General features: G+C 63.9%; 17 protein-coding genes and 1 pseudogene. 2 read left to right on the top strand and 16 right to left on the bottom strand.

The genetic code is table 11. From position 1 onward, the window contains the following. Positions 1 to 23: 23 nt before the first annotated feature. The 14 genes and pseudogenes from eccE to BST44_RS31070 all read right to left on the bottom strand — a co-directional run. A complete protein-coding gene (eccE, locus tag BST44_RS24305; RefSeq protein WP_007172159.1) occupies positions 24 to 1,568 on the bottom strand; it encodes a type VII secretion protein EccE in 1,545 nt (514 codons plus the stop codon). Continuing rightward, positions 1,568 to 3,205 carry a S8 family serine peptidase gene (locus tag BST44_RS24300; protein ID WP_040624272.1) on the bottom strand — a complete coding sequence of 546 codons (1,638 nt, stop codon included), beginning with the start codon at positions 3,203 to 3,205 and terminating at the stop codon, positions 1,568 to 1,570. The genes eccE and BST44_RS24300 overlap by 1 nt, the downstream gene beginning before the upstream one ends. Beyond that, positions 3,205 to 4,701 (bottom strand): type VII secretion integral membrane protein EccD, encoded by a 1,497-nt coding sequence (gene eccD / locus BST44_RS24295; RefSeq protein WP_007172157.1) that lies wholly within the window; start codon positions 4,699 to 4,701, stop codon positions 3,205 to 3,207. The genes BST44_RS24300 and eccD overlap by 1 nt, the downstream gene beginning before the upstream one ends. Continuing rightward, positions 4,698 to 5,579: a MinD/ParA family ATP-binding protein gene (locus BST44_RS30185; protein ID WP_007172156.1), complete on the bottom strand. Its 882-nt coding sequence runs from the start codon at positions 5,577 to 5,579 to the stop codon at positions 4,698 to 4,700. The genes eccD and BST44_RS30185 overlap by 4 nt, the downstream gene beginning before the upstream one ends. Before the next feature lie 768 nt (positions 5,580 to 6,347). Continuing rightward, positions 6,348 to 7,289 (bottom strand): ESX secretion-associated protein EspG, encoded by a 942-nt coding sequence (locus BST44_RS24285; protein ID WP_007172155.1) that lies wholly within the window; start codon positions 7,287 to 7,289, stop codon positions 6,348 to 6,350. Beyond that, complete coding sequence (locus tag BST44_RS24280; protein ID WP_232060647.1) at positions 7,286 to 7,552, bottom strand: hypothetical protein; 267 nt, start codon at positions 7,550 to 7,552, stop codon at positions 7,286 to 7,288. Before BST44_RS24280 ends, BST44_RS24285 begins: the two co-directional genes overlap by 4 nt. Positions 7,553 to 7,627: 75 nt before the next feature. Beyond that, positions 7,628 to 7,930 carry a WXG100 family type VII secretion target gene (locus tag BST44_RS24275; protein WP_007172153.1) on the bottom strand — a complete coding sequence of 101 codons (303 nt, stop codon included), beginning with the start codon at positions 7,928 to 7,930 and terminating at the stop codon, positions 7,628 to 7,630. 78 nt (positions 7,931 to 8,008) lie between these two features. After that, complete coding sequence (locus BST44_RS24270) at positions 8,009 to 9,490, bottom strand: PPE family protein (RefSeq protein WP_007172152.1); 1,482 nt, start codon at positions 9,488 to 9,490, stop codon at positions 8,009 to 8,011. A 15-nt stretch (positions 9,491 to 9,505) separates the two neighbouring features. Next, positions 9,506 to 9,799: a PE domain-containing protein gene (locus BST44_RS24265; protein WP_101930858.1), complete on the bottom strand. Its 294-nt coding sequence runs from the start codon at positions 9,797 to 9,799 to the stop codon at positions 9,506 to 9,508. A gap of 239 nt (positions 9,800 to 10,038) precedes the next feature. Then, positions 10,039 to 10,455, bottom strand: a complete 417-nt coding sequence (locus BST44_RS24260; protein ID WP_007172150.1) for a helix-turn-helix domain-containing protein — start codon at positions 10,453 to 10,455, stop codon at positions 10,039 to 10,041. After that, the gene (gene eccCb / locus BST44_RS24255; protein WP_007172149.1) at positions 10,452 to 13,550 is read right to left on the bottom strand and encodes a type VII secretion protein EccCb; all 3,099 of its coding nucleotides are present in this window, start codon (positions 13,548 to 13,550) and stop codon (positions 10,452 to 10,454) included. The genes BST44_RS24260 and eccCb overlap by 4 nt, the downstream gene beginning before the upstream one ends. Next, positions 13,540 to 14,595, bottom strand: a complete 1,056-nt coding sequence (locus tag BST44_RS29740) for a hypothetical protein (RefSeq protein ID WP_007172148.1) — start codon at positions 14,593 to 14,595, stop codon at positions 13,540 to 13,542. Before BST44_RS29740 ends, eccCb begins: the two co-directional genes overlap by 11 nt. A gap of 73 nt (positions 14,596 to 14,668) precedes the next feature. Next, positions 14,669 to 16,159 (bottom strand): type VII secretion protein EccB, encoded by a 1,491-nt coding sequence (eccB, locus tag BST44_RS24250; RefSeq protein WP_007172147.1) that lies wholly within the window; start codon positions 16,157 to 16,159, stop codon positions 14,669 to 14,671. A 177-nt stretch (positions 16,160 to 16,336) separates the two neighbouring features. After that, positions 16,337 to 16,509: pseudogene (locus BST44_RS31070) on the bottom strand (type II toxin-antitoxin system prevent-host-death family antitoxin); the annotation flags it as partial. A 135-nt stretch (positions 16,510 to 16,644) separates the two neighbouring features. Here BST44_RS31070 and BST44_RS24240 point away from each other — a divergent pair. Next, positions 16,645 to 16,872, top strand: coding sequence for a ribbon-helix-helix protein, CopG family (locus tag BST44_RS24240; protein ID WP_007172145.1), 228 nt, complete (start codon positions 16,645 to 16,647; stop codon positions 16,870 to 16,872). Continuing rightward, positions 16,869 to 17,174: a hypothetical protein gene (locus BST44_RS24235; protein WP_007172144.1), complete on the top strand. Its 306-nt coding sequence runs from the start codon at positions 16,869 to 16,871 to the stop codon at positions 17,172 to 17,174. The genes BST44_RS24240 and BST44_RS24235 overlap by 4 nt, the downstream gene beginning before the upstream one ends. Positions 17,175 to 17,545: 371 nt before the next feature. Here the strand turns inward: BST44_RS24235 and BST44_RS31065 are convergent, their stop codons facing one another. Both BST44_RS31065 and BST44_RS31060 read right to left on the bottom strand, forming a co-directional pair. Beyond that, entirely contained in the window at positions 17,546 to 18,391 is an 846-nt protein-coding gene (locus BST44_RS31065) for an EspK C-terminal domain-containing protein (RefSeq protein WP_244184930.1), read from the bottom strand. Positions 18,392 to 18,768: 377 nt separating this feature from the next. Further along, positions 18,769 to 19,058, bottom strand: a 290-nt coding sequence (locus BST44_RS31060) for a hypothetical protein (protein ID WP_244184929.1), incomplete at its 5' end; no start/stop codon positions are given.

Here is a 19,058-nt window from a genome sequence, read left to right as displayed (position 1 = left end):
GTCAGCCACATTGGGAGGATCGATTACCGCAGATAAGCATCCTCGTTGCGGAATGTCACAGACCTCAACGTGGTGCGAAAACGCTGTGTTTTCACGGTGATTCGCTCGCCCCGCTGTTCGATACGGATATCGGGTGCAGCGCTGGCGGGCACATCGCCGACCGTGATCGATGTGCGCGCGGGTGGGTAGTTGTTGACGCGACCATTGTGTACCACCATCGTCGGAGGACGTGGCGGCTGGGCTGTGACGTCGCGCGTCGTCCAGATCCGTGGGGAAGCAGACGTCATTGTCCAACGCCCAGTGGGGTCGTAAACGGCGACCTGTTCGCCTGCTGCGGCCGCCCGGCGAATCAGCCGTTTCACCGCCTGGTCATCATCGGCGTGCAGAGCAATTCGGGTGGGGGCCGCGGGATCTGATATCGGCATCAACAGCATAGCGTCTCGCAGTTCACCCAGCAGAACACCCGATGCGCCGGCTACGACAGCTGTGTTGAGTTCGGTAGTTACTGGCGTTGATGGCAACCTCAGCCGCCTGCACCCAGGCAAGGTCAGCGCCAACGCTTCCCACTGTCGGCCCGCCATCGGGTTGAGCACCAGCCGCGGCGAGCTGGCAAGCGGTTGCACGGTGGTCAACCGGACGAGGGCTGAAGCCCGCACGCCGGCAGGATCGCTGCGCAACGCGATCACCAGGGTCGTGTGGTCGCTCTGGTAGGCCCACACGTCGTCGAGTTGAGCAGAGCGCACGTCACTGGCGCTGAAGAAATACGCTGTGACATAGGCCTTCCCGCCGCGCTGCAGATTCGTCCAGCGGTCCTGGTAAGAAGCTGTCGCGTTTTCGGGCCCACCCAGGCTGGCCGCTACCGCGTCGTTCATCTGCGCTGCGGTCAAAAGCCTTGCACGACAGTTTGTTTGGCACAGCGCTCTGGTGATGCGCTGAGAAGCCGCCACCGCCGCGCCGATCGTGTCTCGCCGCCACAGCAGTCCAGGCAGAATGCGGTCGCTGCGCGTATCGAAGCGGACTACCAACGTCACGCTACGCTGACCGGCCGCCGGCAGCCCCCGTAGCGCCGCTTCATACAGTTCGGCATAGTTGTCTCTGGCTGTGCGGCTGCCCTCGCAGATGATGTCGACATCAACACTCAACCCGCAGCGCTGCATCTCTTGTGCGATTACGCTAATCGGCACGGTATTAAGTGTTTTGGTGTGGTCGGCGTGCAATAGGGTGGGGATGTAAGGCTTGCCCAGCACAGTGATCATCGTGGACACGGTGTGCCCGTCGATCACAACACCGACTGTGTGCTCGTTGAGGGTGACATCGACCGGTTGAGGCAGCTGGAGTCTGCGCACCCGGCGGCGCGTCCAGGACATGGCCCGCCACGCCCACTGCCACACGGTGCGCTCCCGGAAGGTCAGCACACAGATCACCAGTCCGGTCGCGGCGCCGCTGGCGACGGCGATCGGCCACGAATCCAGCGTGGCGCTCAGTGCCAGCGCAACCAGACCTGCGACCACTTCGCCGGTGACCACGGCGCGGGGTGCGATACGGGCCGAGACAAACCGTTGCTTCATCAGATTCGCTCCCTGCGACGCGAGACGGTCAGGCCCACAGCAAGTCCCAATACGCTGACGACGGCGAGACCGGTGATGGCCATCGCGACCCAGCCCGGACGTGCGTCGCGTGGCGGGGGCGGGGCCGGCACTTTCAACTGGGCGCGCTGAACCCCGGGGGCAAACGTCTCACCCGGCGGCACATCCCAGGTCAGCGCCGCAACGGGGTCCACAGTTCCATAACCGACCACGTTGTCACGTCCACCAGCGGGAGGGTGCGCGGTGGCCTCTAACCGGTGGATCACTTGATGGGCTGTCAGGTTGGGAAATTTGGCCCGCACCAAAGCCGCCACTCCCCCGACGAACGCCGAGCTAAACGAGCTACCAGCGATAGGGTGCAGCTTGTCGTCATCGACTGAACCGTTGATCACCTGCCCGCTCGTCGACAGCCCCACGATGTCGGCTCCCGGCGCAGCCAGTCCTACCCACGGGCCGTGCAATGAGGCGGCGTCGCCGCTGGCGGGAACGCCGGTCGAATCGGTGGCCGACACCGCCAACGCGTAGTCGCTAAACCATGCTGGGGTGGCGATCGTTTTGACTGACGACCACCCCCGAGTGGGATCACCCGGTAATGGGTCCGGGTTTTGCCCATTGCAGCCCTGGGCATGAACGTTGCCCGCCGCGGTCACGATCACCACGTCGCGGTCAACCGCGGCATAGTGGACCGCGTCGGCCAAGGCGCTTTGATCCTGGGGCTTGGCTGTCGAGATGCACGACACCACACTGATGTTGATCACTTTGACGCCCAGATTCGCCGCGTGCACGATCGCGCGAGCCAACGAATTGATGTCACCGGCGCGGCGAACATCCTCGGGGTTGTCGACCACGCCGGGATCAACCAGGCCGAAAGTCTGCGCGGTCTGGCGAATCGACAGCAGCACCGCGTCTGGGGCGATGCCGATCAGCCCGTCTGGACCACCACCGGGCGACGGTTCCAGCGGCGCCGGCCCGCGAGCGTGGCCGAGAGTAACCGGAGACGGCGGCATACCCACCCATGATGGCTCGTCGGGCGGCGGCGGCGGCGGCGGTGGTGGCGGCGGCGGCGCCACCGTTTGGGTCACCGTGACCGTCGGCGGAGGCGGTGGCGGTGGAATCGCGCGCGGCGGCGGAGCCCCGGCCGGCGGGGCCGCAGGCGCCGCCCACGCCGGCTTGGGGACCAGTGCGAGCCCTGAAGGCGCCGCCCCAATCAGTGAAGCCACTACTGTGCCGTGCCCGTCGCAATCCGATAAGCCGTCGCCAAACGGGCCCATGACATAGTCCCCGCCAGAAACTAGGTGCGGCAGCCGAGGTTGTGCAGCCACGCCGGTATCGATAACCCCGACGACCACGCCAACACCGGTGGATTCTTTCCACGCTTCTGGCATGTTCATCAGCTGCAGCGCCGCGGGCAACTCACGCAAATCACTGCCGGGCAACACGCCGGTTGTTGTGCACGCCGCGATCTGGCGCATCGGCTGATCCGGCCCGGGTGCGGGATCGGGCGGGGGTGGCCCAGGCGGCACCACCGGGGGATCAATCGCGCCGGCCACGCCGCCAGATACGGCAACCAGTGCTGCGGCGAGCCCGATCGCGCCCAGCGTACTCACGGCTTTAATCATCAGCCGTGGACCGCATTTCGTACCACCCACAGCAGATTCAGCAGCCAGATCGCCCATGGCACAACGAAAATCAGCAGAATGTACTCGCTGACTTCGACGGCGCGGTTTACCGGTGCGCTGATCCGCGCATTGGGCACCACCAGCGCTCCAAGCAGGCCCGCCCCGGCCAACATTAGCGCTGCGCCAACACATATCAGGGTGACAACCGGCGAAGCCGGGTTGGGAGCGCTTGCGTATCGTCCGATCACCACCGCTACCGCGACGACCGCACCAACGGCCAGCATCACCGATTGATTGCGATCAACAAACGAGCGCGCCCGGAGCAGAAAGATTGCGCAAATCCCCAACGTGAATGCCAAAAACCGCCACCCGCCGCCAGTTTCGGGCATCACTGCATAGCGCGCGGCCGCCACCAACACCACAGCGCCGCCAGCCAGCAGACCCGTCACGATGGCGGTGCCGCGCCGAGCCCACGTCGCGATCTGCTCAACGGTTTCATTGCCCGGACGCTCCACCGGCGACACCGTGTTTAGGGCAGCGCCTTCTCGAGTCTCAAACACCCCCCGGTTAGTGACCGAAGGAAACCATGGCCCGGGCACTCCGGCCCCCACGATCCCGATGCTGGTTGCAAACGTCACTAGCACCAGGTCCGCTACCAAGAAGACGACCGCCAGATGCGCTGGCAGCACTCGCCAACCGCTGGCGTGGATCGCCGCCACCGCGCCCGCAGATAACCCGACCACAGCCATCCCCGCAAACACAGTCAGATAGCGGCCGGTCAGCATCGTCAATGCCGCCACGCCGGCCAACACGGTGGCCGTCGCGGCCACCACATGCCAGCCACCGGGTGGTCCCGGCACCGACATCGCCGCGCCTGCACCGGCGCAAATCAGCGCCGACCACACCAGGAAGTCCGCCGATCGGCGTCGCTGCTCATCTCGTGCCCGCGTCGCCGCCCTCGCCGACACCAAGAAAACGGCGGCTAATCCCCACGACACCGCCGCGGGCAGCCAGCCGTGCTGTTGCCACCACAACTGCGCCAACATCACCTCGGCCCACGCGACCAGCGCTGCGAAAAGCCCCCCGGCTACCCGACGCGCGACCGTGACATCGACTGTGGCGAACTGCTGGCGTGCTGAACGAGCCAGCGCCGTCGACACCTCCTCAATGACAGGTGCGAAGCGTTCGGTGGCGTCAGTAGGCAAGAGACACAACAAGTCCCCGTCGTAGACACGGCTGTCATCAAGGGATCGCTGCGGATCGAGCGGAGTGGCGTCTGCACGGCACAGTTGAAAGGTCAACGTGTCATCAAGAGGTGCCCGCCCGCGATCTTTGAGAATCGCATTGACCCGCGGGATGAGGTCCTCGATCACCGCAATCAACGCCACCCCAGCAGGCAGGACGTAATCGATGAGCGTGTCATCCCCGACCAGCAAATGAACCTTGCACAGCCGAGGGACTTCCGGCGCCTGTTGTGCGGAATTGGCGGTGGTCATCGGGCATCGGCCGCTGTCGAGAACCCTGCCGCCAATGCGGCGGCGGTCTTAAGCACCGCCCTGGCGGTCTTAGGGTTGACCCTTCGAAGGTCCAACTCGCCCGCCGAGGCGATGTGGGGGTCAAAGGGTACCTCGATAATGCGATCGTTTTTGACCCAGCTCCCGAAATGCTCCCTGAGTGTGGCGACCAGTTTGGCCGCCTCCTTACGATCCTTCCGATTGCGCGCCGGGCGAATGTGGTTGATCACCAACACTGTTCGCGACAGCAACTGGTGATAGCCTTCGTCGCGCAACCACTCGAAATTGGTGCTCGCGCCTTCGGCGCCGTCCGGGACGGCCGAGGCCACCATCAACACCGCATCGGCGCGCTCGAACACACCCTTCATCACCTCGTGTTCGAGATCGACACCGCAGTCAACGAAAAGCACACTGTAGAACCGTTGTAGACGCATATGGCCCTTGCTGAACTCATCAGCGGTCAACCCCTCCCCGCGAGCGCCTCCATGGCGCGGGGAAGCCACAACGTCTAAACCAACTTGGTTGTGGCCCGTCAAGGCCCCAACATCGGCGTAGCGATGAAGATTAAGGTCGTCGTTAATCGCACGCAGCGATGACGCCTTGGGATCCACCCGAGCCGCCAAATTTGCGGCCTGTGCCGGATCGGCGTCGACAGCGACCACTTGGTCGTTACGATTGCGTGCAAACTCACTGGCGGTCGCGACAGTCATCGCGGTCTTGCCCGAACCGCCCTTGCCACCAAGCACCACGACGGTATAAGTGCCACGCAAATTGGCCCCGATCGCAGCCTTGAGGCCACGCACTGTGCGCTCGTCGCTGGACTCACCGACGTTAATCAGCCCACCAGAAACCTTGAGCAACGCCCTGCGCCACCCCTTGGATGGCGCCTCCTTGTGTGGGGCAATCAAGTCCGTGGCGCGCAGGTGCTCTCGCAGCGCGTCCGAAGACCGTGGCGTGCCCGCGGTGCGAGGCGACGGTTGGGGTGTTGGCGCACGCCAACCATGTTCTTCTGCCGGCGGATACGGACGCGCAACCTGGCTGGGATCTGCGTGACCGGCTGGCTGCGGTGCGCCGTGACGCCCACCGAGCGCCGCCTCCGACACTCCCTGCGGTGGGCGGCCCAATTGACTTGAGGAACCGTAGCTTTCGCTGGGCGTCCCCTGCTGATGGGGACCGGCCTGCTGCGCCCACGGAGGTGGCGGAGGGGTGTCTTGGCCCTGGGGTGCCAAGGTGCCCTCCGGGGGCGAAAACCGCGGCGGCTGCCAACCCGGGGCTTGTTGGGGCGCCGAAGACGGCGCCGGCGTCGCATCCTGGGCGGGGAGCCCAAGAGCGGCCTCCGGGGGTGAAAACCGCGGCCGCCCATCATCGCTCGTCGGTTCGCCGCTGTTGTTGGGATGGCTGGGCTCAACTGCGCCTGGCGCGGGCTGCGTCTCGGGCGGCGGACCTGCCGCCAGGCCATTGAAAAAGTCGCGTTCCTCACGCTCATGCGGACTTGTCATACCGTGTCCCCTCGTCACCAGACGTATTCGAATTTCGCTTAGCGCCACATAATTTGGCCACAGCGCGACAGTAACAACCACGGTTTTCATCCGTCTACAACGGACACCATATTCGCCTGTATCGAAATTTTATGTCCGCTGATGAGTCGCCCAGCCGCGTCCCGAGGGCAAAGTTTCGAGCAGCTCGACCACAGCCGTGTGGATTGCGTGATCGGCGCCGGGCAGCAGTGTGGTCCATTGCCTGCCGTCAGGACCAACGCTGTTGCTGACAACGACGCGGCCGATCAAGGTGTCAGCCACGGTCACCGCCATCGGCGCCCGCGCCGGGCCACTGATAGAGAATTCGGCCGCGCCGATAACCGCGCGGGTGGTGCCCCGGTCGGCGACCGCTTCGACTAGCCGCGCCTGGGGAACTGAAAGTCCAACCTCTACGAGGCCCGCGATGATGTCGATGGCGGGGTTGGCCTGCCAGGCCGACAGAACTGTATTGAGTACCGCTGCTTCGCTATTGATGCCGTGGAATTGGGCCGGGTCGGCCGGCCCTATCGTGTCGACGACGACGTGCGCGATCTCGGTCCCACCCAGCGGGGTGACCACAACCTCATCGCTGGTGTCTTGGCCCGGGCGCCAGAGCCGCGCGGCGGCCACCCACGCGTTATCGCGCCGGCACAATGTCACAACTCGCTGGGGAGGCCGCTGGGCGTACCACCGTGCCAGCGCCTCGGCGGCCTCAATCGCGTCCTCCGGGGCGGTGAAGACCGCTGGTGGGCCTTCAAGCCGCTCCGGTCGGATCTCGGGGCGGGTAATCGTCACGTCAATCTCGACGTCGGGACGCCCCAAGGCCCGCACCCAAGAGGCCACGCTGGGGTCAACCTCGCCGCCCTGACAAATCCCCGCGTTTTCGAGCACCTCCATCCCGGGGTGAGCCGCGATGGTGGCCTGCACCGCCCCAATGGGCCGGATCTTGAGGGCAGGTGGCAATTGAGCCACACCGCAAAGCGCGGCTGTCAACCACAAACCTTCCGACGTGGTCGACAGCCGCGCTGCAACCGCGGTTCCGGTCTCGGTCACAAGCCCCGGAAACCAGCCTGGACCGCGTGGTCGGTGCCCAGCGCATTCGTCGACGCGTGCCCCTGGGCCTGTCCATGGCGCTCGATCGTGGTGAACACCGCCTGGAACGCCTGATCGATCTCGTGCATGGCGACCTGGGCAGCGTCAGAACCATGCTGCGTCCAGACTGTGGCGACCTGGTTGATTGTTCCCATGGCCCGGGTACGCAGATCGTTCATGTGAGCGACCAGCTGCGCCTGGGCCGACACGTGATCGGCGATCATGGCGTGGTCGTAACGCATTGAATCCATAACCATTCTCCTCTGAAAGTCGTTCGATGTCTGAAAGATTGGCCGCGGTCAGGTCGACTGGATGGAGCCCAGCGCCGCGCGGTTCTGCGCGTTCGTTTCTTGGTACTGGTGCGCCGAGCGCTTCATTATGTCGATGACGCTCTGAAACCGCTGGCTGACCTGTTGGCCGGTCCGGTTGATGTCCTCGGTGGTGGCCATGGAGGCCAGCGCCGCATCACCACTAAACCCAGTACCGGTGAGGTTCTGGTTCATGGTGACATAACGGCCCAACGCCGACAGCACCTCTTGTTGAATGTTCGACAATTGACTTGCGCCCGAAAGCATCTGGGCGACATCGGCGTTCAACGCCATGATGGTGTATCTCCTTCACTAGCAAGTGGTTACCGCTGGTTCGATCAGTTCAGCAATGACCCGGGCCCCTGCCGGGAGTTATCCTCCCTGCCCGACGTGGACCACGCCCTCAGACGTGAGCACCGGCGCCGCATGCGCGGAGGCCGGTAGCGTGATCGTCTTATCCTGCTCGCTGACATCGGCATATTCACTGCCGCGTCCGGAGCGCCCCGTTGCCGCCATGGGTCCATACATTCCGGGCGCCATGGCTCCTCTGCCCGCTGCCGCGCCGCTTCGCAGTCCCGCAGCCGGTTGCTCGTCTGTTTCAGCGCCATCAGCCACGTCGGCCCACCAGCCGCCCGGCACGCCCACAGGCCCACCTAGCCCGCCAGCAGACGGTTTCGTCAACGCCGCGGCAACCGCTGACGCGCCCCCGGCGAAGCCGCCGTTGGCGCCACTTAGTCCCGACCACGGTGCACTGGCTGCGCTGAATCCCGGTGCTCCCCCGGCTGGGGGCCCACCCAATCCACCGGACATTCCACCGGTCAGCGCCGACAACGGGCCCATCAGGCCGCTTAGTTGGCCACTGGCACTCGACGGGAGCTGCCCCAGTGACTCCAGTGGTGAACTGAGCGAACTCATCATTTCGGTTGGCGCCTGGGTGAGTTGGCCGAGCAACGACTGTCCAGACTCTTCCAGGGGCGGCTGACCGCCTTGACCCGCCTGCAACGGTGGAGCTTTTCCCTGCGGCGCGTTACTCGTGACGCCCTGGCCGGTGCCCGTCGTTGCGGGCACGCCCTGCCCCGCGGTCGTGCCGGTGGTCGCTGGCTGCGGTGCCGGGGTTTGCCCACCAGTGGGCGACCCTGCGGCCTGCACGCCTGCTCCCGTGCCGTTGAACACGCCGCTCGAGATCCCAGTGGCCACGCCTGTGCTGATCCCACTGCCAGCCGACACCACTCCCCCACCGGCGCTAATGCCCGACCCTAAGGCCTGCACGCCAGCACCAACCCCGTCGCCGACCAACCCTGCCAAGCCGGCCGTCGCCCCCAGCGGATTGCTCATATCAGGCAACGTCGGCAAGGGAACGGTCAGCGCGCTCACGACAGGGGCCATAGCGCCCAAGTAGCCGACCATGGCCCCGGCGTTCTGCGACCAATACTCCCCATATTCAGCATTCGCCTCGGCGATCGCTGGGGTGTTGATCCCCATGAAATTTGTTGATTCCAAAGTGGCCTCGCGGACCCGGTTGGCCACCACCACTTCATGAGGAATGGTCGCGGACACGGCCGCGCTGTACGCAGTCAACCCAGTTTGGATGGTGGCCGCCGCAGTCTCTGCATGCAGCCCGGCGGTCTGCTGCCAGGCCGCCATCGGCGTGGCACTATCGAGCATCCCCATTCCGCCAGAGCCCTGGAAAACCGGCGCGGTCGCGATCGCGGTCACCGACTGCTGCATCCCTTGCTCGAAGTGCGTGGCCGCAGCAGCCGTGTAGGCGGTGATCTGTGGGACGTGCGCCGTTGGACCCGCGCCCATCCTGGTCAACCGAAATGCGTTGATCTCTGGTGGGATACCCCAGTACATCAGTGCACCGCCGCGCTACAGCGACAGCAGCGCCTTGCCGACCGCATCCATAGCGGTGTAGGTGGCCGCCGACGTAGCCACGGTGGCTGCGAACGCCTCCCGCTGAGCCACACCTAGAGCACCTGCCGCCAAGAACTGCGCGCCGTGCGCGGCGATAGCTTGAGCGAACATTGCCGACACTTCCTCGCCGCCCATCGGCAGCACAGCGCCCATCGCTGGTGCCCCAGCGGCAAGAGTGGCCGCCGTGGTCGCCCCGCCTGCGCCCTCTGATGCTGCCTGCGCCGCCAGCGCCGGCGCCTCAATGAACATCATTGCAATCCCACCCCTGTCCACATATCCCATTCGCCCCACGAGCAATAAAGCCGCCGTTTGATGCGACGATAACCGCCCCCAGGGACACCGGCAACCAAACCTCCGACATTCCACACAAGGCAACACCCCCTGTTTCCCGACACCCTCTACGGCGCCGCTCACCTGGCGAAATACCGCCACGCATCACCGAGCGACAAAGGCCCATGCCGACGCATGAATCGGTCCAGATCGACCGCTTAATCAGCTACTGAACCGCCCAGCACGAACTGCGCAGCCGCACGCGCACGCTCCTCGATGGTTTTCAGCCGCAGAATCGACTGCTCGGCAGCACCGGCGGCCGACCGCGCCTCCTCGGCAATCTCGGTGAGCCGCGCTGCGACGAGCTGGGCCGAGCGAGTCACCGGCGCGCGTGGACCCGGTAGGGGTTGGCCGGCCAACAAGGCCGCACACGTCCCGGCCTCCCAGCCCAGCGCCGAGCCGATCCTATCCAGCGTGGCCGCACGAGACGGGACCATGCCATGGTTGATCAGCCGCGAGATCGTAGGCCGCGCCACGCGCGCCAGGCGTGCCAGATCATGTTTGGACAACCCCTGTTCTAAGCGGGCTTGTTCCACCGCGTGGACGAGCAGCCACGCGGGGTCATCCTCGCTCAATGGGCGCTCGCCGGGAACGCGATCTGCACCGGCGCCACCATCCGGTCAGTGACGTACAGGCCACGACCGGGGTCAGCTGGCACGGCTTTCGTTTTGCCGACGATCGGCCCTTCATCAGGGTCGCCGTCCATTACCACGACAGGTGCTTTGGCCTTGAGCAACTCCCCGATTATCGGATTGGTCAGCGTGCGGCCCCACTGAGCGATCCGCCGCGACACGACCAGGTGCAGGCCGACCTCTTTACCCCGCGCAATAAACCGCGCCAGCGGGCCCAACGGGTATCCGGTTCCTGCCACGAACCCACCAGTGTCCCAACTAGCAAGGGTCTCTTCACGATCGATGAAGACAAAGATCTCTGGCCCGCTCCAACGCCGCGTCCCCGCAGCCAACTCCGCCTGGCTTAGGTCTGTCATCGGCATACGTTCAGTCAGGATCGCCCCCAGGCTGTCACCCAAGGCACGCACCTGGTCCTCCCGGAAAACGTAGGCGCCCAAATGTTCACCTTCGACCACGCGCAGCAACTCATTATGAGGGTCCACCACATAGATCTGGGCCTGCTCGGGCCCGTACACCCGCATCACAGCTTGGGCCACCGTGGCCAACCCGCTCGACAATCCACATTCAGGCCGACCGGTAAGCAGCAGATGCGGGGTCGCAGCGAAGTTCGCGACCGCCGGCTCCAAACCGATTTCTGAAATCCCGAACGGCACGACACCACTCCAGTCGACCCCACCCGGCCCATGCTCACGCTGCTCCCATTGCGCGAAGACCTCGTCGATACCGACGATTTTGGGCAGCATCCGTACCCGCGCGGCCGCACTGTCAGGTCCAGCGAGCCGCTGAATTGGCTCAACGGCTGCTGCCACGTCGGCGCGCCGCCCTTGCACGGTTATCTCCGGTAACCCGGCCTGAAAATGGTACCCCTCCATCGTCGTGCCGCGGCCCCTGATCTTGACCACGTTGACCTGCTCGACCTCACCGCCAGTGTCGTCCTCTTCGTCGAGGAACATCTTCTGCTCCCCGAAGGGAACGTCGCGCGCGACCTTCACATTGTTGACCGTCATGTCATCGTTGTCACCGAGCTTGAGCTCCACGTTGCTGGTGAAATTCTTGGTCATTCCTGACGGGAATTTGTTGGCCACCCAGCCACTGGTCGACACAATGGCGTGCACCCCAACATCGGGTCCTTTAGCCAAGATTCGTTCCACGTCAGAAACCAACAGCTCCCAGTTCTTCACAAACGTTGGCCAGCCATCGATCACCAAAAACACATCGCCGAACGAGTCTTGAGGCACCTCACCTGGCACGCCGCCAAATTTGCGTTCACGCAGCTTGGTTAGCGTCAGACCTAGCTTGGTGAACGCCTGCTCGCGCTGATCGATCAGCGCCAGCATCTCGGCGATGATTCGTTTGACCTGCTCGGGGTCCACCTCGCGTGCGAAACCACCGACGTGCGGCAAACCAGCTACCAGGTTGAGGTCCGGCCCGCTGAGTGCGATGACGTAGAACTGAAGCCGCCGAGGATGATACAACAAAGCGGCACCCGAGATCATCGTCGCGATGGCCACCGTCTTACCCGATTGCCCCATACCAATGACCGCGCAGTTACCTTCGGCCAGATTGGGCGCATAGACAAGCTGGCGGTGGTCGCGCGGCCTGTCTTCGATCCCGACCGGAAACATCAGCCTCGAGAGCTCGCTTTGGGCCGAGCCATAGTCGACATCCCACGGTTGGCCCCGCAACCGCCGCACCAGCTCATCAGCAGGGACCGGCTGCAGCGGCGGCAGCCACATCGCTTGCAGTGGAGGAAGATTCAGCCGATTCAAGCAATCCACCGTTGCCTGCACCTGTTTGACGGTGCGGCCATCGGCGCCAATGATGGCGCGTGGTTCCGGGATTTTGGTCTGCTCGCCCTCGCCGTCGCGGGCCATCTGCAGAGCAGGCATACCGACCGCCTGGAACTCTTGTGGCTCAAGGTAACCGGCTTCCTGCCTGGCCGCAGCAGCTGCTGCCCGTTGGGGCGGTACATAGCTCTTGAGCACGAACGCCGTCTGAAACCTCGTCAGGTTCTTGTTGGCACCTACCTTCAAAAGCCCAGCCCCAGCAGGTTTTTTGGGCAGATGATTGGCCTCATCGCTACCCAACACCTCGTGGGAATCGGTGTCGCCGACAGTTCGCAGCGCCACCCGCACCGGGATGTTACTCATGATGCCGCCCTGCATCTGGTGGCCCAGCCGCTGCGACCCCATCACGAGGCGAAGCCCCTGCGAGCGGCCCTGGCGGCCGACCTCGTCCATGACCGCTTTGGCTCCGTCATGTTCAGCGAACATCTGCGTGAACTCATCGACAATCAGCAGCAGGTGCGGCATCGGCCGCAACTTCTCCTTCTTGTGAATGCGCAAATACTCATATTCAGCGATGTCACTGACCCCAGCCCGGTCAAGCCAAGACTTGCGGCGCTCCATCTCGCCGTAGAGGACATCTTCCATCCTCACAATCCACAGGCGATCGTTACGCAAGTTGCTCATCGCCGCGACGCAGTGCGGGAATCCCGCCACCAAATGCGCCAACGCACTACCCTTAAAGTCAAACACCGCGACCTTCAACGAGTCTGGCGAATGCGTCAAACACGCCGACGTAATCAACGCCGTCAAAAACACCGATTTACCACTCCCAGTCGTGCCGACGACGACGACGTGATGGCCCATCCCCTCGAACTCGTGAGTCTCCTTCAAGTCGAGGGCCACGGGCTGTCCATTGCGTGGATCAATACCGATCGGGAACCGCATCCACTCCCGACCCCACTGCAATTCGCCCTCGTCGTCTTGCAGCGGCGGACCCAGCCGCGTCGCCGCCCAGGCCTCCTCCACATCGATATCGCCCGGATCAGCGTGGCCGAGAATCTCATACAGATCCACGACCTTCGATGCGGCGGCAGTCGAACTTTGCGTTACCCGCGAATCTGCATGGTATCTAGCCATTTTGCGCGCAAACGCGACCGCGGACGCCGTGTCCAGCGTATCGGGGAGCGCGAAAAACCCCTCCTCGTCATATGCCCCGTCGCGCTTGACATGCAATGTGAACTCAGTTGTCATCCGCCGCGCCCTCCTTGACCACTACACGCACAAAGGTCACGCCCGCGACCCCCCCAACGCCCCTGCGATTCAACGTGTCCCATTCACTATCCACACGGAGCTGGTCGTTGATCACAAGCCAATGCGGACGTACCCCGTCCGCGGCGCCAGGGTCCCCGTAATTCTTTCGAGCGCCATGCAATTCGTGACCAACCGCCGCATCCATCGCCGTCGGCGACGTCCACACCATTCGCAACGGCCCGCCACTATCAAAGAGCTTGTCGTGTTGGCAATGCGGCAACCACTTGACCCAATCCCATCGTGCTGGTTCGTCGGTGACGACCATGACTTTCAAGTCCTGCGGTGAATGGAAGCAGGCCGCCTGACAAATCATCGCCCGCACCACACCGTGGACTGTGTCCGGACCATCCTCACCCACCAACGTCATCAGCGGAATCACCTTGAGCGACAGCGGTTTAGCGATCCCACTAATCTTGGACTGCTCCAACAAAAACTTGCGCAGCGCGTCATAGCAGACTGGCTCATAATCGGCCGACTCCCCCAACCGAGGCTTAGCCAGCTTCTTCGCCAAATCCGAAGTACCGGTTCCGAAACGGACAAAACCAAAGTGCATCGCCAAGTCCTCAGCAGAACCCGATCGCTCCCACATCCGCGGCGACCCGACCAACCCACGCAGCATCGCCGGTTCGGGATGCAAGAACTGGTAATTGGCGAACTGACGCTCGGCGTCACTTTGAATCACATCACGTGTCTGGTCGAGCTCGTCCATGTAGGCACGGCGCTCTTCTTCCAACGCCTGCGGAGACAACGCCTTATCACCGCCACCAAAACGGCCCTGCATAAACACCCCGGCGAACGACACAATCATCATCACCGGCACAAACAACGAAAACAAACTCATCGGCCCCGAGCGCAGCCCCGGTTGAGTCAAGATCATGGCCATCATGCCCAAAAACGCCGCGCCCATGACTGCAGGCAAAATGATCTGCGCCTTCGTCATCGGCAACCGGCGCGGCGCGATCGGAGAATCGCGTACCGACTGCATGCCGCCATCAACTTTGGGCGCCCTCAGCCGCCGAGACGGGCTGAAACGAATCGTCGACAACCTTCTCCCCCTCCTATCCGCCGGCCCGTACGTTGGTCTTCGTCGGCAACACAGCCACCGCGTCCGACGGGCTATGCACCGTCAACGCGGCCGCCCGCGACAACTCCGGTCCCGCAGGCCACACCTGCAGCATCGACCACGGCGCCGGACGAACCTGAGATAACACCAGCCCCAACGCCTGCACGCTATTGTCGTCAAACGGCACACCATAGCGCGACCCGGTGGAGCTAGTCAGCCACATCGTCTCGCGCGCAGGCGAATCCAATGCCTGACCAGTAGTGCTAACAAACGTCGATGCACCATCACCGACCAAGACCTGATTCGCTTGCACCCCGCCATTGCCGGCACCCACCAACGGCACCATCTTCGCCCGCTGATCCGCGCGGATGGGCAACCCCCGACCCGAAATCACCGCGAGCCGCGCCTGACGCTCGCTCACACTCCACTGCCACGCCACACACGAAACCGGCCGACTGCCCGCATCAACCAGGCGCACAGGCGACCGCGGATAATAATCCACATCAAGAACATGACGCAGCGGAATATGCGCCAAATGATCCGGCGATATCTGCGGCGGCGTGGCTAAACCAAACGAATCATGCTGGCGCAGCATCGAAGCCACCACAGGCGAGACCTCTTGAACCCCATCTGCCAGCACCACATAAAAGCGGTCCGACTGTGCAGCCACATCCCGGCTCGCCACCACCGCACCGACAACAACCCCCGCCCCCAAATCCACCTGACCGGGCCCACCGGCGCCAGGCACCGCGGGAACAGCCAGCGGTCCCCCCGCCGGCAACGCGTCAAAAAGGGCCCGCGACATCCCCGTCGCCTGCGCCCCGGGCGCAATCCCCAGGGGCCCGGCGACCGCGGACTGAGACAGATCAATCGGCATCCGAACACCATTAGTCACCAGGTGTACCTGCGGCCCATAAGACAACAACAAGGCCTCGCTGCCGGCGAGCTCTCCCGCCGCCTCCCCGAGCAACAACTGCCCATTGATGCCCGTCACCAACGGCGAACCACCAACCGTCGTCGGCGCCGTGTCGCACACAGCCCAGCGCGAAACCTGCGGAGACACCACCGCCGGTGTCTCCACCGGAGCGCCCTGGATCCCCACCGTCGGCCCTTTGGGCCACTTCGCAATCTCCCCCGATGCCACAAACGTCGGCCGATCCGGCGACCCAGCAATCAGCTGCGCCGACACCAGATTCAACGCCGGATACAGTCGCTTGTCGACCACCACAAACAACGCCCCCGACGAACGATCAGCAACGATCTTCGACGAGTCGTCGATCACCCCCGCCGGGCGAAACCACCCGTACACGAACGCCCCCACCACGAGCACCACACCCAACACCGCCGACAACATCAACAGCGTGCGGTGCCAGCGAACCGGATTGATCTCCATGCTCACCGAACGGCGCAGCAACGCAAACGACAAGCGTCGCCGAACAAAGAAATGACCCGAAACCTGCGTCTTAGACGCCAACTTCAACGGCACACCGGCACCGTACCGCCCCCCGCTACACCCCCGCTACCAGCACGTCCAAATTGAATGAAAACCCAGAACACCGCAGTGGCGCCAGATCGCTACAGGTACCGGGCTTTCAGGACCTTGACCGCCAGCGATCGGAGTCCGCCCCAAAAGCGAAGTCGCCCTACCCATCAGGATCGCAGCTCACTCCTGGCCGCCGACCATCTCCTCGAGTTCGGCCATCGACTTAGTAAGGCTCGCCAGCCCGGGACGACGGCCCTATCCCGTGCGACGGCCGCCATGAGGCGGCGCGCATTCTCACGCGAACCTAGCAGGTACACCGTTTCGCGCCCCGAATCGTCGTCATCGGCGTACATGGGCCCGTCCGTAACCGTGACTGGCAAGCTGAATCTGTGGTAGGTCGTCCTCGCACCATTTAACGCAACCTGCGTCGGCGCCACCAGCCGGAGTACCCTCACGACAACTGTCCTGCTCAGAGTAGGATAAATGGTATGGCGAAAGCCAAAGTGTCCGTAATGATTGAAGAGGCCGTGCTGGCGGCGGCCGATGCGGACGCCCAGGCGGCCGGGCTGAATCGTTCAGAGATGATCGAACGAGCCCTGCACAACGAGCATCTCCGAATCTCGCTCGAGAACTACACAACACACACTGTGCCAACGCTCGACATCGACGCCTACGCGGAGAAGGTCTATCAGGCGAACCGGGCCGCTGGCCTGTGATCACACCCGGAGACATCACGCCAGGCCGCGACACCAACCAGGAACTGTACGTTGTCGTACTATCTAACACGATTCACCTCGCAGCCGCCACCGGCCAGGTGATCATCTGCCCCTTCATTCCCGGTGAAATCCCCAGCAGCACAATGGCTATGATCGTCACAGTGCTGCAACCCAAAGGGGTTGTCTTACCGGAGCTCATCCAGTGGCTTCCTGTCGCGGCCCTCGACCAACCCATCGGCAATATCGGCGGCATCGCGCTCGCTGACACGACCACGACCGCCGTCACCGCGCTCATTTCCTGACCCTCAACGTACTATCCCCGATCGCAACTTGCCCCCAATCCGATAAGAATGTCCCCGAGATTGCGTGAGAACAGACACCAATTTCTCGGGCAACCCTGCGCGCGTGGCCGCGGCGGTGGATGGATGGGTGCTTCCAGCGAATACCGCTTATTTCGTCACTGTGACGACTCGGCGTCTCTCCTCCAACGATCCGGCCATCACCTCGATCGCCAAATCGAGGCCCAGCTACCACGTACTTATAAGGCGTGCTCCTATAACGGTTTTCGCCAGCGCTCGGCGGTCAATCCTGATCACTGCATCCCACGTCGCACGCCGCGGCACCTCACGCTACGCCGCAGCCGAGCTCGGATTCGACCACGCGCCATAACAATTCAAATTTGGTGCCAAAATCTCCATGGGTAGGCCGTCGCCGCAGCGTAGACCATATCCGCTACGTCGACCGGTCGCCGCTCCCAACCCTGCAGCAACTCCATCGTGCGTGCGGTGACCCACTGCGCCTGATAACGCTCGCGATCTCCTGTGGAGGCCTCCGGCCGAGGCCGGTTCGCGCTGAGGTTCACGTAGTACACGGTTGAGGCGATCCGGTACTGGTTCCATACCTCCTCCGAGATGTGGTCGCCGGTGCCCAGCACATCCCACATCTGCCGCAGATCGAGCGTCATCTCCCCCGACATCTTCACAGCTTCGATCATCTGCACAGCCAGCGGCACAACGACCTGATTTTCAACCATGCGCGTCTCAGGTTCAGTGGAGGTCGTCTGCTGAACCCGGGCATACACCTCCGGGTGCAACGCTTCGAGACGATGCATATGCATATCGTCGAGAATCGGGCGGATGTAAGCACCGTCATCGAATTCGCGTTGACAAACCGCGTATTCGACCCCTGGCACCCGACCGTAGGGGCTGTCCGCGGTTACTGCCATGGCAACCAGATGCGTTCCGCCGCGGCCGCGCAGCCGTGCATATTCGGCTAGCACCTCGGCAGGATCGGATGACCCGAACCAGCCTTCCCGAAATTGGTTGTCTACCAACTTATCTGCCGTCAACAGACGGGCAGTACGTGGCAAGAACACTCCCCGCGGAATGTAACCAAAGCCTTCGTTGGACATCACCACGCACTCGGTGGCCCCGCCAGCCTCGCGGCGAAATACGCCCACGGCCCACTCAATGCACGCGTAATTAACAATGTCGCTGTCACGACGGAGCTTGCGCGCCAACACTTTTGCGGTTGCCAGTTCGGCTGACTCCGGTCGTCCACGGTTGCGGGCGCCAGCTCCGGCGCTGACAACACTTGCCGGCACAACCACCGCCCCACCCGATCCGACCGTCGATCCAGCTGCCGGCCCGGTTGTCGGCGCGGAGCCACCCGGTGTGGCCGTGTTGCCAGCAGGGGCGACGGGGGCTGCAGCACTTGCGCCACCCGCAGCTACGGGGGCCGCGGGAGCGCCCATACCCGGGGGCGGAAGCATCATCGCCGCCGGTGCAGCACTCGTCGGCCCGCCAGACGTGGCAAGCCCCGGCGCTGCGGGGCTGACTGCCGGAGGGGTCGCACCTGCTCCTGTCAACCCGGCCGAAGGAACGCCCGCACCCGAAGTCAGCCCTGCCGCTGGAGTTGCGGCTGCTTGCCCTGCGGCCGGCGTTCCAGTGCCGGTCGCAGGCGGCAGCGACCCCAACGCCGATCCGGCTGAAAGTCCTTGGGAGAACGCCGGTCCCAACTGTGCCGGTGCCCCGGCTGCTGGTGCGGCATTAGCGGGCAGGTTCCCCAGCCCGGCAGCCTGAGTACCGGGCAGCTGCCCCATACCGCCGGGCAGCCCGCCAGCACCCCGACGCCGATCAGCAGCGGCCACGCGAGCGCGCGGGGGGTGGTCACAGACCGGTCGACCG

Origin of the sequence: Mycobacterium scrofulaceum (assembly GCF_002086735.1) — a bacterium.
Lineage (GTDB): Bacteria > Actinomycetota > Actinomycetes > Mycobacteriales > Mycobacteriaceae > Mycobacterium > Mycobacterium scrofulaceum.
Note: the sequence above shows the minus strand (reverse complement) of the source record. Positions and strands in the feature narration are given on the sequence as shown.

Excerpts from the sequence above, each read along its gene's own strand:
- BST44_RS24240 (WP_007172145.1), top strand. The coding sequence starts at position 16,645 with ATGGCGAAAGCCAAAGTGTCCGTAATGATTGAAGAGGCCGTGCTGGCG.
- eccCb (WP_007172149.1), bottom strand. The coding sequence starts at position 13,550 with ATGACAACTGAGTTCACATTGCATGTCAAGCGCGACGGGGCATATGAC.
- BST44_RS29740 (WP_007172148.1), bottom strand. The coding sequence starts at position 14,595 with ATGCAGTCGGTACGCGATTCTCCGATCGCGCCGCGCCGGTTGCCGATG.
- BST44_RS24270 (WP_007172152.1), bottom strand. The coding sequence starts at position 9,490 with ATGTACTGGGGTATCCCACCAGAGATCAACGCATTTCGGTTGACCAGG.
- BST44_RS24265 (WP_101930858.1), bottom strand. The coding sequence starts at position 9,799 with ATGTTCATTGAGGCGCCGGCGCTGGCGGCGCAGGCAGCATCAGAGGGC.
- BST44_RS24280 (WP_232060647.1), bottom strand. The coding sequence starts at position 7,552 with ATGATCGCCGATCACGTGTCGGCCCAGGCGCAGCTGGTCGCTCACATG.
- eccE (WP_007172159.1), bottom strand. The coding sequence starts at position 1,568 with ATGAAGCAACGGTTTGTCTCGGCCCGTATCGCACCCCGCGCCGTGGTC.
- BST44_RS24275 (WP_007172153.1), bottom strand. The coding sequence starts at position 7,930 with ATGGCGTTGAACGCCGATGTCGCCCAGATGCTTTCGGGCGCAAGTCAA.
- eccD (WP_007172157.1), bottom strand. The coding sequence starts at position 4,701 with ATGACCACCGCCAATTCCGCACAACAGGCGCCGGAAGTCCCTCGGCTG.
- BST44_RS24300 (WP_040624272.1), bottom strand. The coding sequence starts at position 3,205 with ATGATTAAAGCCGTGAGTACGCTGGGCGCGATCGGGCTCGCCGCAGCA.